This is a genomic window from Rothia nasimurium, from assembly GCF_928381415.1.
GTDB lineage: Bacteria > Actinomycetota > Actinomycetes > Actinomycetales > Micrococcaceae > Rothia > Rothia nasimurium_H.
On the sequence record NZ_CAKMSF010000003.1, the window covers coordinates 208,178 to 224,435 of the forward strand.

Annotated in this window: 16 protein-coding genes and 1 tRNA gene; 16 read left to right on the plus strand and 1 reads right to left on the minus strand. The window is 59.5% G+C overall.

All coding sequences use genetic code 11. The features are described 5' to 3' along the window. Positions 1–63: 63 nt before the first annotated feature. Positions 64–1,266 (minus strand): pyridoxal phosphate-dependent aminotransferase, encoded by a 1,203-nt coding sequence (locus tag L7A20_RS04570; RefSeq protein WP_237222562.1) that lies wholly within the window; start codon positions 1,264–1,266, stop codon positions 64–66. 248 nt (positions 1,267–1,514) lie between these two features. On the opposite strand from L7A20_RS04570, the gene L7A20_RS04575 reads away from it, so the two are divergent. The 16 genes from L7A20_RS04575 to L7A20_RS04650 all read left to right on the plus strand — a co-directional run bounded on the left by L7A20_RS04575 (position 1,515) and on the right by L7A20_RS04650 (position 16,178). Next, a tRNA-Trp gene (locus L7A20_RS04575) sits at positions 1,515–1,587 on the plus strand. 75 nt (positions 1,588–1,662) lie between these two features. Beyond that, the gene (gene secE, locus L7A20_RS04580) at positions 1,663–1,926 is read left to right on the plus strand and encodes a preprotein translocase subunit SecE (protein WP_237194772.1); all 264 of its coding nucleotides are present in this window, start codon (positions 1,663–1,665) and stop codon (positions 1,924–1,926) included. A gap of 104 nt (positions 1,927–2,030) precedes the next feature. Further along, complete coding sequence (gene nusG / locus L7A20_RS04585) at positions 2,031–2,777, plus strand: transcription termination/antitermination protein NusG (protein WP_237204752.1); 747 nt, start codon at positions 2,031–2,033, stop codon at positions 2,775–2,777. 427 nt (positions 2,778–3,204) lie between these two features. Then, entirely contained in the window at positions 3,205–3,636 is a 432-nt protein-coding gene (gene rplK, locus L7A20_RS04590) for a 50S ribosomal protein L11 (protein WP_135012423.1), read from the plus strand. A 140-nt stretch (positions 3,637–3,776) separates the two neighbouring features. Beyond that, positions 3,777–4,469, plus strand: a complete 693-nt coding sequence (gene rplA / locus L7A20_RS04595) for a 50S ribosomal protein L1 (RefSeq protein WP_185174246.1) — start codon at positions 3,777–3,779, stop codon at positions 4,467–4,469. Positions 4,470–4,651: 182 nt separating this feature from the next. Beyond that, positions 4,652–5,395, plus strand: a complete 744-nt coding sequence (locus L7A20_RS04600; RefSeq protein ID WP_237222563.1) for a DUF2599 domain-containing protein — start codon at positions 4,652–4,654, stop codon at positions 5,393–5,395. Continuing rightward, a complete protein-coding gene (locus L7A20_RS04605; protein ID WP_237222564.1) occupies positions 5,388–5,864 on the plus strand; it encodes a hypothetical protein in 477 nt (158 codons plus the stop codon). The genes L7A20_RS04600 and L7A20_RS04605 overlap by 8 nt, the downstream gene beginning before the upstream one ends. Before the next feature lie 259 nt (positions 5,865–6,123). Next, entirely contained in the window at positions 6,124–7,035 is a 912-nt protein-coding gene (locus L7A20_RS04610) for a hypothetical protein (protein ID WP_237222565.1), read from the plus strand. 155 nt (positions 7,036–7,190) lie between these two features. Beyond that, positions 7,191–8,258, plus strand: coding sequence for an ABC transporter ATP-binding protein (locus L7A20_RS04615; protein ID WP_237222566.1), 1,068 nt, complete (start codon positions 7,191–7,193; stop codon positions 8,256–8,258). Positions 8,259–8,580: 322 nt separating this feature from the next. Further along, positions 8,581–9,090, plus strand: a complete 510-nt coding sequence (gene rplJ / locus L7A20_RS04620) for a 50S ribosomal protein L10 (RefSeq protein ID WP_237185947.1) — start codon at positions 8,581–8,583, stop codon at positions 9,088–9,090. A 119-nt stretch (positions 9,091–9,209) separates the two neighbouring features. Then, positions 9,210–9,587 carry a 50S ribosomal protein L7/L12 gene (gene rplL / locus L7A20_RS04625; RefSeq protein ID WP_185174250.1) on the plus strand — a complete coding sequence of 126 codons (378 nt, stop codon included), beginning with the start codon at positions 9,210–9,212 and terminating at the stop codon, positions 9,585–9,587. 132 nt (positions 9,588–9,719) lie between these two features. Then, complete coding sequence (locus L7A20_RS04630; protein WP_237222567.1) at positions 9,720–10,742, plus strand: endonuclease/exonuclease/phosphatase family protein; 1,023 nt, start codon at positions 9,720–9,722, stop codon at positions 10,740–10,742. Positions 10,743–10,892: 150 nt separating this feature from the next. Next, positions 10,893–12,374: a glycoside hydrolase family 32 protein gene (locus L7A20_RS04635; protein WP_237211934.1), complete on the plus strand. Its 1,482-nt coding sequence runs from the start codon at positions 10,893–10,895 to the stop codon at positions 12,372–12,374. A gap of 164 nt (positions 12,375–12,538) precedes the next feature. Further along, complete coding sequence (locus tag L7A20_RS04640; RefSeq protein ID WP_185174253.1) at positions 12,539–13,105, plus strand: PTS sugar transporter subunit IIA; 567 nt, start codon at positions 12,539–12,541, stop codon at positions 13,103–13,105. Positions 13,106–13,301: 196 nt separating this feature from the next. Next, positions 13,302–15,287: a sucrose-specific PTS transporter subunit IIBC gene (locus L7A20_RS04645; protein WP_237222568.1), complete on the plus strand. Its 1,986-nt coding sequence runs from the start codon at positions 13,302–13,304 to the stop codon at positions 15,285–15,287. Between the two features lie 246 nt (positions 15,288–15,533). Next, a complete protein-coding gene (locus tag L7A20_RS04650) occupies positions 15,534–16,178 on the plus strand; it encodes a GNAT family N-acetyltransferase (RefSeq protein WP_237222569.1) in 645 nt (214 codons plus the stop codon). Positions 16,179–16,258: the final 80 nt, after the last annotated feature.

The following is a 16,258-nucleotide window of genomic DNA, read 5'->3' on the forward strand; positions in this document are numbered from 1 at the left end:
GCGCTTACTTGGTGCCTCCAGGGGCGTCCTGCGTACCGCTGGGGTGTGCCCGAATCAGGCAAACTACTCTGCGGTTGCCAGCAGCTTCTGCATACGAGCCAGGCCTTCGGCGAGGTCCTCATCGCCCAGGGCGTAGGACAGACGCAGGTAGCCGGAGGGGCCGAAGGCCTCACCGGGAACAACCGCTACCTCGGCTTCTTCCAGAATGATTTCGGCAAGCTCAGCGGAGGTCTGCGGGGTCTTACCCGCAATGGTCTTGCCCAGCAGGCCGGTGACGTCGGCGTAGGCGTAGAAGGCGCCCTTGGGGATGGGGCAGTGGACGCCCTCAATAGCGTTGAGACCCTCAACGATGGTCTTGCGGCGGCGGTCGAAGGCCTTGTGCATCTCGTTGACGGCGTCGAGGGATCCCGAAACAGCTTCAAGTGCCGCCAGCTGGGCAATGTTGTTGACGTTAGAGGTCATGTGAGACTGCAGGTTGGTTGCAGCCTTGGTGATGTCGGCGGGAGCAATCATCCAGCCCACGCGCCAGCCGGTCATGGCGTAGGTCTTGGCAACACCGTTGAGAATGACGGTGTTCTCAGCCAGGGCAGGCACGGCTTTAACGATGGAAGTGAAGGGCACCCCGTCATAGGTCAGGTGCTCATAGATTTCGTCGGTGAGCACGATGATGCCCTTCTCCAGAGCCCACTCACCAATGGCCTTGGTTTCTTCGGGGGTGTAGACCGCGCCGGTGGGGTTAGAGGGGGATACGAAAATCAGGGCCTTGGTGGCGGGGGTGTAGGCTTCCTCCAGCATGTCGGGGGTGACCTTGTATTCCTTGTCGGCGCCGGCGAAGACTTCAATGGGGTTGCCACCGGCCAGGCGGATAGCCTCGGGGTAGGTGGTCCAATAGGGGGCGGGTAGCAGCACGTCGTCGCCTTCGTCAATGACGGTGGCAAAGGCCTGGTAGACGGCCTGCTTGCCACCGTTGGTCACGATCACCTGTGAGGCATCGATATCGATACCGGAATCGCGCTTGGTCTTCTCAACGATTGCCTGCTTGAGGGCGGGCAGGCCTGCGGCCTGGGTGTAGCGGAAGTTAGCGGGATCATCGAGAGCCTTGCGGGCGGCGTCCACGATGTAGTCGGGGGTGGGGAAGTCGGGCTCGCCCGCACCGAAGCCGATAACCGGGCGTCCTTGCGCCTTGAGGGCCTTAGCTTTAGCGTCAACGACGAGGGTGGCCGAGGGGGCGATAGCGCCAATGCGGTGTGATACGCGGGCAGTCATGGGGAGGTTCTCGCTTCCGTCCTGCGGGCAGGACCGTTGGGTTATGGCAAAAGGGTGCGGACGCCAGCGCGGCGGCTGGCATCTACCCCTTAAATCATAGGGTGGGCGGGTGCCTGAAGAGGGGCTGGCGCGCACCAAATTGCCAAAGCAAAAAATATGTTCTACAGTAGATAACGTTGTTCGCAACCGAACAGCTTTAGGTTTGTGCCCGCAAGGGTCTCAAGCCTCCTTGAAGGGGTAACCTTCAAAGGGCGGTGGCTCAATTGGTAGAGCAGCGGTCTCCAAAACCGCAGGTTGCAGGTTCGAGTCCTGTCCGCCCTGCTTCAAGCCTCACAGGTTTATTTGTCAATCGAACAGTTGATGTTCATGATGAGTCTAGAAAGGGGCGGGCCTACCATGGCTAAATCAATCGCCGCCAGGACCGCCGATTCTGAAGAGCCAGGCGCAGAGAAGAAGCTGGGCTTCTTCGGCCGTATTTTCCAGTTCTTGCGCGAAGTTATCGCAGAACTCAAAAAAGTCACCACTCCCACCGGTAAAGAACTGGTGCAGTACGTGATTATTGTTCTTTTCTTTGTTGCTTTTATGATGCTCTTCATCTCGGGCCTAGATTACGTTTTCGGTCAGGGAGCCTTCTGGATTTTTGGTAACGGCATCAACTAGTAGCTCCGACAGCTAGGCCGATGGCGGCCTAGCCCGTAGAATCTTTTGTGAATGTAAGGGTCTATGTGCCCTCAAGTAAACCCCAATGACGAAAGCAGGAAAGCGTGTCCGAGCAGGAAGTTGCACCTGAAACCGAAGAGGTCGTAGAACCTGCAGAGCAGGCAACCGACGAGGGCCACGAGGCTGTTGAAGTAGCAGCCGCTGAGGTCGTTGAAGAAGTCACCGAAGCTGAAGAAGCCGGTGAGCCCGCCGTTGACCCGCTCGAAGAATTCAAGGCTAAGCTGCGCCGCCAGGAAGGTGAATGGTTCGTCATTCACACCTATGCCGGCTACGAGAATAAGGTTAAGGCCAACCTCGAATCCCGTGCCCAGACCATGAACGCTGAAGACGACATCTTTGAGGTTCAGGTTCCCATGGAAGAGGTCATGGAGGTCAAGAACACCACTAAGAAGCTGGTTCGTCGCGTGCGCGTGCCCGGCTACGCTCTGGTGCGCATGAACCTGACCGACGAGAGCTGGGGCGTTGTGCGCCATACCCCCGGTGTGACCGGCTTCGTGGGTCAGGACGCCTACAACCCGGTTCCCCTGCGTCTTGATGAGGTTGTCGACATGCTGGCTCCCGTCTTTGAGGCTGAGCAGGCAGAAGCAGGTGCTGCTCCCAAGGCTGCACCCGCCGTCGAGACCGGCTTTGAGATTGGTGAGGCCGTCACCGTTAAGGAAGGCCCCTTCGAGGGCATGCCCGCAACCATCTCAGAGATTAACGCAGCAGCTTCATCCATGGTTGTGCTGATTTCCGTCTTCGAACGCGAGACCCCCGTGACCCTGAACTTCTCACAGGTCACCAAGATGTAACACCGGTCAGACCGGTTACAGGCCGCCCCGCTTGATGTGGGGCGGCCTTTTTATGTCTAGGTGAAAAAACACGGTGTGTGCACCTAGGGTTACCCGCATTTATTCTGGTTTACCCGCAACTAGGTGCGGGTAAACCAGAATAAATGCGGGGAGTCTAGGGGGGAACGTCTGCTTATGGGGAATCTAGGGGAGGACGCACGCGGACGTGACCTAACCCCGCACTTACCCGCGCCTGTGAGCAAGCACCCAGGGGCAGGCGTCCGCCCCGCAATAGCTTTAAAGCCCAGACCGTACTAAGATAGAAGACTGTATGTGCGCACCCACGCCGGTGCGCCCCTACACGGTGCCGCCGCCGCCATGGCAGCACCACCGCCCGGTGCATACTCCTGTGCGCCGGTCCACCAGCTAAGAAAAGGACCAAACACAAATGGCTCCCAAGAAGAAGGTCGCAGGCCTCATCAAGCTGCAGATCCAGGCAGGCGCCGCTAACCCCGCGCCCCCCGTTGGCCCCGCACTCGGTGCACACGGCGTCAACATCATGGAATTCTGCAAGGCCTACAACGCAGCCACCGAATCCCAGCGCGGCAACATCATCCCCGTAGAAATCACCGTCTACGAGGACCGCTCCTTCACCTTCATCACCAAGACTCCTCCCGCAGCACAGCTCATCAAGAAGGCAGCTGGCGTTGCTAAGGGCTCCGGCGTACCCCACACCCAGAAGGTCGGCTCACTGACCCTGGACCAGGTCAAGGAAATCGCCCAGACCAAGATGGAAGACCTCAACGCTAACGACATCGACGCCGCAGCGAAGATTATCGCCGGCACCGCCCGCTCCATGGGCATCACCGTCGAAGGCTAAAACCCTTCCACCCCGCCCACCGCGGGGAACCGAGGTTCGCACCTCACCCAAAGACAATTGTTAGAGTCTCCCACCCGGGAGGCATGTGGCAGAGCCGAGCGCGGCTCACCAAAGACCACACCTGCAAAGGAGAAAAGCAGATGGCAAAGCGCAGCAAGGCGTACCAGGCAGCTGTAGCCAAGATCGAAGCGGACAAGCTCTACGCACCCGCCGAGGCTATTGCAGTAGCAAAGGACATCGCGGCAGACAAGCCCAACTCAACCGTTGAGGTCGCACTGCGACTCGGTGTTGACCCCCGTAAGGCAGACCAGATGGTACGCGGTACCGTCAACCTGCCCAACGGCACCGGTAAGACCGCCCGCGTTGTAGTTATCGCAGCCGGTGAAAAGGCTGAAGCAGCAGAAGCAGCTGGCGCTGACTTCGTTGGCTCAGATGACCTGATCGCAAAGATCGCTGGCGGCTGGACCGACTTCGACGCAGCAGTTGCAACCCCCGACATGATGGGCAAGGTTGGCCGTCTGGGTAAGGTTCTGGGTCCCCGTAACCTCATGCCCAACCCCAAGACCGGCACCGTCACCATGGACGTTGCTAAGGCAGTTGCAGACATCAAGGGCGGTAAGATTGACTTCCGCGTTGACCGCAACTCAAACCTGCACTTCATCATCGGTAAGGCTTCCTTCACCGCTGAGCAGCTGACCGAGAACTTCGAAGCAGCTCTCGAAGAGGTTAACCGCCTCAAGCCCTCATCAGCTAAGGGCCGTTACATCTCAAAGGCAACCATCGCCACCACCTTCGGTCCTGGCGTTCCCGTTGACCCCTCAACCGTAGCCTAAGTTTCTTAGACCCTAACGGTTAAACAAGGCAGGCTCTCCGCGCATACGTGCGGGGAGCTTGCTTTTTCAGATTAAAGAAAAGTACTTAAGTACTCTCTTTGGTCTAGTGACAGAATAACTCTGGTTTTTCCTGCACCCTGGCTATAGGCTACTTATCAACCAGCCCCATCAAGGAGTCTGGCATGTTAGAGAAAAGAGATAAAGATGTCCCTTTTACCCCCCCCCGTTCTGCTTTTAGTATCTGTGCGGTTGGCGCTGTGTTGATTGGTGGAGTAGGTCTTGCACCTGCTTCAGCTGATAGTTCAGTTCCAAGGAGCCAAGATAGCTCTGTGCAGATGGTAACTATGATTGCTGATTCCTCTGCCTTTAAGGAATACGTTTATGATTTTGATTTGCCGGAAGGCGCCAGCATGGAGATTCTTGAGGGCGGTCTTGTTCTTGTAGAAGATGCTGAGGGGAATTTTATGGCTGGTGTTGCTGCTCCTTGGGCTAAGGACGCCGAGGGAGTGGACGTACCGACTCATTATGAGATTCGGGGATCTACTTTGGTTCAGGTTGTAGAGCATCGGGGGCAGGAGAGCGTAGCGTATCCTGTGACAGCTGACCCTTGGCTAGGACGGGATTTGATTAGCCGCGTCTGGGTAACTAACCATCGTGAAGGCTACAAGGTAAATGTTGTAGCCACTAGTTGGGGCAGGGCTTTTAGTGGAGTCGCGACACATAAGGCACATGTTGATGAACTTGTCTCGAAGACCGCACGGGGGCGGATAACACCAACTATCCGAGAACAGTATCTCTGCCATGTCGCTGGTAACCTTTTCGAGAGAGAAGATTATAATATGGAATCCTGGTTGCCCTATAGGCCCTGGTGGCAGCAACTGAACTTGGTTGACCAATATAACCCGGGAGGTAGCCGTTATGCATAAGTATAAGTATCTCGTAGGTGTACTCAGTATAGTAACCCTTGGTTTCCTCATTTTTATCTGCAGCAGTTTTTGCGCTATAGTGACTTATTCTAAAATTGCTGCAAGCCCCTACGAATCTACTCCAGAAGAAGTTGCTTTAGCTTTCGCATACACGCTAGATAAAGAAGATTTCGATAGTTCTACCTCTCTGTACGATGTCTTCGCTGATTCAACAGTTTCAATAGCAACTATTGATGACCTTAAGAAAGCAGTAGGTTTACCGGATACATGCGATTTAGCGACACAGGAAGTAGAAGACGTAAAAAGTAGGAAGTTAGATGGCACGATTTCAGTTGCAATTCCTTATATCTGTGAGGGGAAAGCAACCACTCATGAAATCTATGTTTCAAATGGAACCTGGGAAACTCCCAACGGTGCAGGAAAATTTGTGGTTTCGATAGCGGCTGGCAAAGCTGGATATCCTCTATAAGCATTGAACGCCTGATTTAGCGTGTAGAGCACTCCTCCCTGATAGGCCCCACCACCGTAGCCTAAGTTTCTTAGACCCTAACGGTTAAACAAGGCAGGCTCCCCGCATGTGTCGCGGGGAGCCTGCTTTTTGTTGTGGCGGGGAGGCGGGGAAAGGAGGGGGGGTACAGGGACGATTGGGTCTAGCTTTCGCGGGCTCAGCCAGCTATTCTTGTGGTCAAGAGCACACCCCTTTCAATGATGTCTGGAGGTTCAACCCCGTGTACCGCGTCGCCTACTTCCCTTACCCGCGTCCGTCCGATCTGCCCGTCTATCGCGATGAAAAGTTGCTCTACCCCGGCCTGCTTGCCCTGCAAGAACCGGTGAGTCAAACCGTCTTTCTCTACCGCCTAGAAACCCTGTACGAGGGGGACTTTCCCACCGACTACACCATCTATAACTATGCTGGTGGACCCCTTGAGAGCGAAATGCGCATTAATATCTCCGCCCTGGGGCCTGCAGAAGAACGCGGGGACGGGGAGCCGATGTATCAGTTTGAAGCCTACTCCCGTTTCGAAGACCGCGCTGGAAAGCTTATCTCACAGGGGCTACTGACCCGCACCGGAGAAATCCGCTGGGACGAACAAGACCCCGGCCACTGGCTACACCCGCATGTGAAAACCCTAATTGAGTACCTGGCCCAGGCTCCGGCCAAAGCCCCTGAGACCATCGAAGAAGGGCAGGTTATCACCTGGGACCTCCCGCAGCTTCTGAGCGACGAGCTGACCATCAACGAACATAACTTCGAGCGCCACCTGCCCCACTGGTTCGCAGTAGAGCACAGCGAAGATTGCACCTGGTACACAGAGCAGCTCGCACAGCACACTGATGACGAGGAGCCCCTGCCACTCCTTAACCGTCTAGTACAGGTCGTCCACCCCGATACAGTAAGCGACAGGCCAGCCCACCCTGGGGCGTCTGCCCCTAGCATCGGCTATACCGCGAAGATTCATAGAGGGGGTGGCGTCCTCAAATGGGGCCGAGACTTGGCGCCCACGGTGTGGGGCAGAGAGGCTGATGCAGGGCTACTTCCCGGGCTGAGCGGTGAGAACCTGCCCGGTTCAATTCGAGATTTGGTAGAGCAGGGGGAGATTATCTACCCCGATGACCGCATTGAGCAGGCACGAGGCTAACTGCCTCCCTAACGAGCGTGCGCCTTATCGCCGAGCGTGCCGCAGATAGGTGCACGCTCAGCGATATAACGTACGCTCGGTCGAATCAGGGTTGCGCTGTGGTGAGAAGGCTACGGTTAGGGCTTGCCGCGCAACCGTCGGGCATAATAGAGGTCATGACCAGCCCCGCCCTTACCATCACCGGCCTGACCAAGCGGTTTGGTGCGTCCGCCGTGCTTAGCGGAATTAACCTGACCGTGCCCGGTGGCAGCCTGCTCTCCCTGGTGGGGGAGTCGGGGTCGGGCAAGTCCACCCTGCTGCGCATTATTGCCGGGCTGGAACAGGCGGACGCCGGCCGTGTGCTGTTCGGCCACCGGCCGGTAGGCGTTGGGGGAGGCACCCGCATTAAGGGCTCGGCCAAGACCCGGCAGGCAGGGGCCGTGCCGGTGGGGTTCGTTTTTCAAAAGCCCGTGCTCTACCCCCACCTGAGCCTGGAAGAGAACATCCTCTTCGCCCAGCGTCTGCGCGCCCAGGAGCAGCTGGACCGTGACCACTACCTTTCCCTCGTCGATACCCTGGGCCTGGGGGAGCACCTGCGCAAGAGGCCAGCGCAACTATCGGGCGGCCAGGCCCAGCGGGCCGGTATCGCCCGGGCCCTGGTGCGTAAGCCCACCCTGGTTCTCTTCGATGAGCCGCTCTCCAGCGTCGATGAGCATCTGAGCGAGGCTATCCGCACCGATCTGCTGACCCTGCACGGCCAGTTGGGGTTTACGGGTATCTACGTCACCCACACCCCCGATGAAGCCCTGGCCATGGGCCAGCAGCTTGCGGTGCTAGAGGGCGGACGCCTGGCCCAGGTCGCCGCCCCGGGGCAGGTGCTGGCCGCACCGGCGTCCGCCCATGTTGCTCGCCTGCTGCACCCGCTCTACAACGAGCTGTGTGTGAAGGTTGCGGGGCAGTCTGTAGCGGCCGGTATTTCCGCCCACGGTTTTGAGCGGACGGACGCAGGCACCCCGGGGGCCCTGCCCGTACGGGTGCTGGGCGTGCTCGCCCATACGGCAGGGAGTCGTTTTAGCCTTGAAACCACTCGGGCGGTAGAGCTGCCGTACCCAGACGGTGCCGTGACCATTCCCGAAGGTAGCCCGCTCACCGCTGTGCTGCCAGAAACCCCGGTAGGCGCGGAGCAGGGGCTCTACCTGAAACTCCGACAAGATGCTCTGCACTGTTTCTCAGGGCAAAGCTAGTTTGTACCATGTGCTGACCAAAAAACCTGCCTCATCTGGTCTGTATACGGTACAAAGGTGGATAGAAGCGGCGGTTTAAGTGATTAAGCACCCTTAAACCCGGTTTTAACTTGCCAGGGCCCCGCTAACCGTGGTTAGATGAAGTAACCAAAGACCGCCGGTCTGTGCCTTTTACAGGTACGATAAGGGCTAACCAGCCCACCTGCGTAGGTGCCGATAACAGAATACAAACCAGTTTTAGCTGGGCTTGTATTATGCCTCGATGCCTACGCGTCGGGGCATTTTTTGTTGGCCTGGCGGGATAAGAACTGGAAGGAACACCATGGCAACACAGGATAAGATTGCTGCCGTCTCTGAGATCAAGGAACTCCTTGAATCCTCAAACGGCGTAATTCTCACCGAGTACCGTGGTCTCACCGTTGCACAGATGAAGGAACTTCGTCGTGCACTGGGTGCTGAGACCGAGTACGCCGTGGTAAAGAACACTCTGACCGCTATCGCGGCTAAGGAAGTTGGCATCGACGCATTCGATGGTCAGCTCCACGGCCCCAGCGCAATCGCATTCATCAAGGGCGACTTCATTGATGCTGCGAAGGGTCTGCGTGACTTTGCCAAGGCTAACCCCCAGCTGATCGTTAAGAGCGGTTACTTCGAGGGCGAAGCTCTCGACGAAGCTGGCATCAACAAGTTTGCAAGCCTCGAATCACGCGAGGTACTTCTTGCAAAGGTCGCAGGCGGCGCAAAGGGCGCAATCGCAAAGGTTGCTCGCACCGTTGACGCTCTGCGTATCAAGCTCGAAGAGCAGGAAGGCGCAGCACCCGAGGCCGAGTAATCGCCTCGAACTGCCCACCGCACAGACTTTGGCCCACTTGCCCGGGCCACCCCACAATTTTCAAGCTCGCAGGCTGAAATACTGAGGCTTGCAACTGAATCAAAGAAGGAGCCAATCTCATGGCTAAGCTTTCAATCGAAGAACTCATTGAAGCATTCAAGGAACTGTCACTCGTTGAGGTTTCCGAATTCGTTAAGGCATTCGAAGAAGAATTCGACGTAACCGCAGCTGCTCCCGTTGCTGTTGCTGGTGCTGCCGGTGGCGACGCTGGTGCTGCTGAAGAGCAGTCAGAATTCGACGTTATCCTCGAATCAGCTGGCGACAAGAAGATCGGCGTTATTAAGGAAGTTCGCGCCCTCACCTCACTGGGTCTGAAGGAAGCTAAGGACCTCGTTGACGGCGCTCCCAAGCCCGTTCTCGAAGGCGTTTCCAAGGAAGACGCAGAGAAGGCTAAGGAAGCTCTCGAAGGCGCTGGCGCAACCGTCACCCTCAAGTAAGTTTCTTACTTTTCTTATCTTTGGCGCAGGGGCGGCACCCGTTACGGGTTGCCGCCCCTGCGGCTTTTTGTTTAAGGACGGACGCCACCCTCACCTCTTCCCCTGCCTGCTGGTTTTAGTTAGGCTGGGGTCATGGGTAAGACTCTGATTCGTGCATTCTGGTGTCTGTTGCTGGCAGGTGCTCTGGCCTGGCTGGCTATCCTGGTGTGGCCGGGGCACCCGGTCACCGCCTGGCTGACTACCCGCCTGGTTATAGCCCAGGCCGTCGCCTTCCCCACCCTGCTTGCGGTGGCCGGGGCGGGCGTCCTGATAGTGGCCCTGCCGGTGACGCTACGCCGTTCCACCAGCGGAGCTACCCGCGTCCTTGCCGGGCTGACGGCGGTAGCCTGTGCCGTCTCTAGTCTGCTGGCTGTCACCGACCCCTACGGGGCTGCGCGCTACCATGCGCGCGGGGTGCCTGCCATTGGGTGCGTTAATATGCAGACCTACCGGGTCACTACCTACAACGCCCTCGATACCCTGACCGACCAGTCCCTGGCTCGGTTGCTGGCCGATGAGCCGGATTTCCTGGTGCTCCCTGAAGTCTCACCCGATACACCCGCCCTTGCTGGCGGCGTTTCGGGCTACCAGCTGTTCGCCTCCACCAGCGGAAAGGCCCACATCGCCCCGACACTGACCCTGGTGAGCGACCGGCTGGGCACCTACACCGCGCAGGAAGTGCCCATGACCTTCGGCGCCCTCATTCTGGCTCCTGAAAATGACGATAGTGGTCACCCCTCACTGCTTGCGGTGCACACGGCCCCGCCCGTGCCCTCCTACATGCAGCAGTGGCGCGATGACCTAGCCACCATCGACCGCCTGGCCCGCGATGAGAACCGCCCTGACCTAATCGCTGGCGACTTCAACGCGACCCTGCTCCACGGCGGCCTGGCCAGTTACGCGGGGGTAGGCTCACACCTGGGTGCGGATGCTGCCCTGGCCACCCACCGGATTGGGGGCACCTGGCCGGTAGGTGGAGTGCTAGGAATGAAAGCACCCATTGACCACATCATGGTGATGCAGGGGCCACCTGCTGGTGGTGAAGAAGTGACCTACCAGCAGGTGGGCAATTCTGACCACCTGGCAGTGAGTGCCGTCGTAGACCTTTGCAGCTAGGCGCGTGGGCTAGCCCCTATCACAAACTGGAATATTTGCCGGTCTGCCCTGCACGCTGCTGACCTAAGACCTGGGGAGAGGACAGGGGGTAAGCTGGATATGATCAACGATTGACAGAACCCGTTACCGCACCCACTCAAGGAGCCCCGCGTGACTAAGCCCGGACGTCCGGACGCCGCCGAACTGCTCGCAGCCGCAGAGCAAGCCTATGCCACCTACCACGAGCGGGTGCGCACCGACCCCGACTACCCGGCCCTGCACCTAGCACCGCCCGTGGGTCGCCTCAATGACCCCAACGGGCTGATCTATCATGAAGGCACCTACCACGCCTTCTACCAGTACTCCCCGGTGCACCCCACCCGCGCCGTCTTCTGGCGCTATGCCACCAGCGACGACCTCACCCACTGGCAGGACCGCGGCACCGCCATCGCCCCCACCGACTGGTTCGATAAGAACGGCTGCTACTCGGGCTCGGGTTTCGTGGGCGAGGACGGCACCTTTGAGTTCTTCTATACCGGCAACGTCAAGGACGCCGACGGCAACCGGGAAGCCTACCAGGTACTCTTCACCTCACCCGACCAGGGCAAGACCTTCACTAAGCAGGAGGTCTTTATCAACGGCCCCGAAGAGGGCTACACCGCCCACTACCGTGACCCCCATGTGATTGAACGCGAGGGCACCTTCTACGCCGTCATTGGCGCCCAGCGCGAGGACGAAACCGGGGCCGTGGTTCTCTACTCCTCACCTGACCGCCGCACCTGGACATTCGACGGGGAGCTCACCTTCTCAGACCCCGCCCTGGCCAACCTGGGCTACATGTACGAGTGCCCCGGCCTGATTCAGCTGCGCGACGAAGAAACCGGCGAGCTCAAGGACGTGCTGATTTTCAGCCCCCAGGGTATGGAGGCCGACGGGGAGAAATACAACAACATCTTCCAGACCGGCTACATCGTGGGCACCCTCACCGGCACCCACTTTGAGGTCACCACCCCCTTCACCGAGCTGGACGCCGGTACCGAGTTCTACGCCCCCCAGTGCTTCCACGGAGTGGGGAAGGACGGCTCCCACGCGGTGCTCCAGGGCTGGTTCGGCAATGCCGACCAGGACGACCAGCCCTCCTGGGACAACCACTGGGTGCACATGCAGACCTACCCCCGCCGCCTCACCCTGCGTGCTGGCCGCGTCTACCAGAACCCCGTGGAGCAGCTTGATAGCGCCCTGGCGCCCGCCCCTGTTGTGCCCGCAGCTCACGGCGAGATTGCAGAACTGGCGGACGCCCGCGTCTGGCGCCTGCGCGGTGAGGTAGCGGTAGCTGAACCCGTGCAGATTATCGTGGAGGACGCCGCGGGGCAGGCCCTGGTGCTGACCCTGAGCGAGGACGGCGCCCACCTGGACCGCACCGGCAGCCGCTACACCGTGGGCGGGGCAGAACGCCACCGCACCCTAGAGCACAGCGCTACCCGCACCTTCGACCTGCTGGTCGATGCCTCCGGAACTGAACTCTTCCTCGATGGGGGAGCCTCCGTCTTCTCGTCCCGAACCTACTTCACCGGAGCTAAGCGCACCGTCCGCCTGGTAGCAGACAAAGCGGCCGTGCTGAGCCTCGAAGCTGCCCGACTTGTAGAAGACTAGGGTAAATGGCGCCGGTGCCTTAGTGCACGGGGCGAAAAATTTTCCGTGACCTGGCACCGGCAGGAAACAGTAAGACCTGTCTCACAGGTTAGCGACGATGGTAGGCTGGTGGAGACGCCGCACACAGCGGCCCCACCACTCCCAACCACTATGAGGTGACAATCATGGCAGGCTTCTTCAAAAAGCTCTTCGGCGGTAGCGACGACACCGCAGCGCAGACTCCCGCTCCCGCAGCTACTCCCGCGGCAGCACCGTCCGCAGCTGGCGCGTCCGCTCTGACCGCCCACATGAACGGTACCGTTGTCGAGCTTGCCGGCGTGAGCGACCAGATGTTCGCCTCAGGCGCCCTGGGCCCCGGTGCCGCCATTGAGCCGACCGCAGGTGTGGTTGTGGCTCCCGCAGACGGCGAAGTAACTGTCGCCTTCCCCACCGGCCATGCCTTCGGCATCCGTACCGCAGACGGCTTGGAAATCCTGATTCACGTAGGCTTCGATACCGTGGAGCTGGACGGCAAGTTCTTTGAACCCAAGGTCAAGAAGGGTGATACCGTCACCCGCGGCCAGGTGCTGGTGGAGTTTGACCTGGAGCAGGTCAAGGCTGCAGGCTACCCAGTGACTACTCCGCTGGTTATCACCAACGCCAAGAGCTCCGTTGCCGACCTGACAGTTGCCAACGCAGGAAGCGACGTAGCAGCCGGTGCTGACTTCATCACCGCAGCTCGCAAGGGCTAAAACAAAGCTTGAGATAGGGTCGGTGGTCACCTAACGCAGGTGGTCACCGACCTTCTGTAAGGGGCTGTTTTGGCCCCTTTTTTGGTGCTAGTATGTCAAACGATTGGCATGTTTGTTTTTACGCAAAACATACACACTCGCGCCGAGGCTGAACCAACCACTTAGGGGAGCCAGGCCCATACACCAAGGAGAAGACATGGATCATAAATCCGTGGCTGAGCGAGTCCTCACCGCCGTTGGCGGAACGGACAACATCGCAGCAGGCGCTCACTGCGCCACCCGCCTGCGACTGGTGCTCAAAGACATGAACGTCATCAACCAGGACGCCCTGGACAACGACGAGGACCTCAAGGGTACCTTCAACAACTCCGGCCAGTTCCAGATTATCGTGGGCCCCGGCGACGTTGACGAGGTCTACAAGCACATGGCCGCTTCAGGTATGAAGCAGGTCTCCAAGGACGAACTCAAGAACGTCGCTGCGAACCAGGGTAACCTCTTTACCCGCTTCATCAAGGTCGTTTCAGAAATCTTCCTGCCGATCATCCCCGTGCTGGTTGGTACCGGTCTGCTCATGGCACTCAACAACGTGCTGACCGCACCCAAGATTTTTGACCCCACCAAGTCACTGATTGAGCTTTACCCCGCATGGGAAGGCTTCGCAGGCATTGTCAACCTGCTCTCCGCAGCCGCCTTCGCCTTCCTGCCCGTCCTGGTCGGCTTCACCGCTACCAAGGTCTTCGGCGGTAACCCCTACCTGGGTATGACCATGGGCGCTGCCATGGTCTTCCCCTCCCTGGTCAACGGCTACAACGTGGCTGCCGCCCTCGAAGACGGCACCATGACCTACTGGGACGTCTTCGGTATTCAGGTGCAGCAGGCTGGCTACCAGGGCACCGTTCTGCCCGTCATCCTGGTCGCCTTCATCCTGGCCAACGTTGAGAAGTTCTTCCACAAGATTCTCAAGGGCACCATTGACTTCATGTTCACCCCTACCCTCACCCTCTTGATCACTGGCTTTGCCACCTTCATGCTGGTCGGCCCGCCCATGTTCAAGCTGGGCACCCTGCTCGGTGAAGGTATCAACTGGCTCTACACCGCAGCTGGCCCCGTGGGCGGCTTCCTCTTCGGTCTGGTCTACTCACCGATCGTTATCACCGGCCTGCACCAGTCCTTCCCGCCCATCGAACTGCAGCTACTGGCAGCAGGCGGTTCCTTCATCTTCGCTATCGCCTCCATGGCTAACGTCGCCCAGGGTGGTGCCGCCCTCGGCGTCTACCTGACCACCAAGGACAAGAAGATGAAGGCCCTGGCGGGTGCTACCGCTCCTTCAGCCTTCCTCGGTATTACCGAACCGGCCATCTTCGGTGTTAACATCCGCCTGCGCTGGCCCTTCTACATCGCAATGGGCGCATCAGCTGTTGCATCAACCCTGATTGCTCTCTTCGGTGTCAAGGCATCGGGCCTGGGTGCTGCTGGCTTCCTGGGTCTGCCTTCCATCGACCCTGCCCAAGGCATGGGTTGGATGGGCTTCATCATCGCAGTCCTCACATCGGCCGTCCTCTCCACCGGCGCTTCCTTCATCTACGGTAAGCGCGTCTTCGCCGGCCAGGTTGCCGAAGAAGAAGTTGAAGCCGCCGCTCCCGCAACTGCTGCTGCGTCTGTAGCTGCTCCCGCCGCGTCCGCCCCCGCGTCCGCCACCGAAGGCTACGAACTGACCGCCCACCTCAACGGCACCGCCGTTGAACTCTCCGCGGTATCAGATCCCACCTTCGCCTCTGGTGCCCTGGGCCCCGGCGCCGCCGTAGAACCCACCGAAGGCAAGCTCTACGCACCCGCCGACGGCAAGGTCACCGTAGCCTTCCCCACCGGCCACGCCATCGGCATGCGCACCGACAAGGGCGTAGAAGTCCTCATGCACATCGGCTTCGACACCGTCGAGCTGGACGGCAAGCACTTCACCCCCAAGGTCGAAAAGGGCCAGGAGGTCAAGCGCGGCGACGTCCTCGTCGAGTTCGACATGGCCGCCATCAAGGCCGCAGGCTACCCCCTGACCACCCCGCTGGTGATCACCAACGCCAAGAAGACTGTTGACTCAACCGCTCTGGCTGCCGCCGCAGGTTCAACTGTGGCAGCTGGTCGCGACCAGCTGGTCAGCGTAGCCGCTAAGACTGCCGCCGTCTAAAACCCTCCCAGGGAAGAACACCCGTCCCGTGCCCGTCCTGATAGTAAGGACGGGCACGGGGCGGGTTGCTTTGTGCGAGGGGGGGGCGAAGGAATCTGCGTCGCAGCTCGTTGGCTCGGGGCTGGCGTGAATTGCGACGAGCCCCCGGGCGAGGAGCAAGAGGGTCACGAGCCAAGACGCAGATTCCTCCGATCACCTCAGCTACAGAGTAACCTTGAAAGGTAACACCGTACCCAGGAGGATTCCATGCCCGAGCAAACCTACGACTTCACCGTGCGCGAAGCGACCGAAGCTGACTACCCCGGCGTCATCGAGGCGCTGACCAACGCCTTTGAGCACGACCCGGTCATGAACAAGGCCATGGGCGGGGACGGCCGCACCGAGACCGTCCGCAGTCTCTTTGAGTTCCAGCTGCGCACCACCTACGCCCCGAAGGGCACTATCGATATCGCCGTCACTGCCGACGGCAAGGTGCTGGGTGCTGCCCTCTGGCTCTCGCCCGAGGCCCAGAAAGGTAACCTGCTAGCCGACATTAAGGCCCTGCCCGACTACTACCGGGTGCTGGGGAAAGGTCTGGCCCGTGCCACCGTCACCGAGCTGCGCCTGCTGGCAGCCCGCCCCAAGTTCGACCACTGGTACCTCTACACCATTGGGGTGCACGAGGACGCCCGCGGGCACGGTATCGGCTCCCACCTGCTGGATTACCGCCGCGAGCGCCTGGGCGAGGTACCCGCCTACCTGGAGGCCTCTACCTACCGGTCAGCCTCCCTCTATGCCCGCCACGGGTTTGTTGAGCTCTTCCGTTTCAAGGGCGGCAAGCCCGCCCTGGGTATGTTGCACCCGGCGCCGGTGACCCAGGTGTCGCTTCACGACCACCATAGAAGCAAGTAATATTCTTTTTTCTCTGTTCAGGGGCGCTCATGAGTGCGCTATGTGTCAAAGAATAGAGATCATTGAGAGGTCGGGCAGGG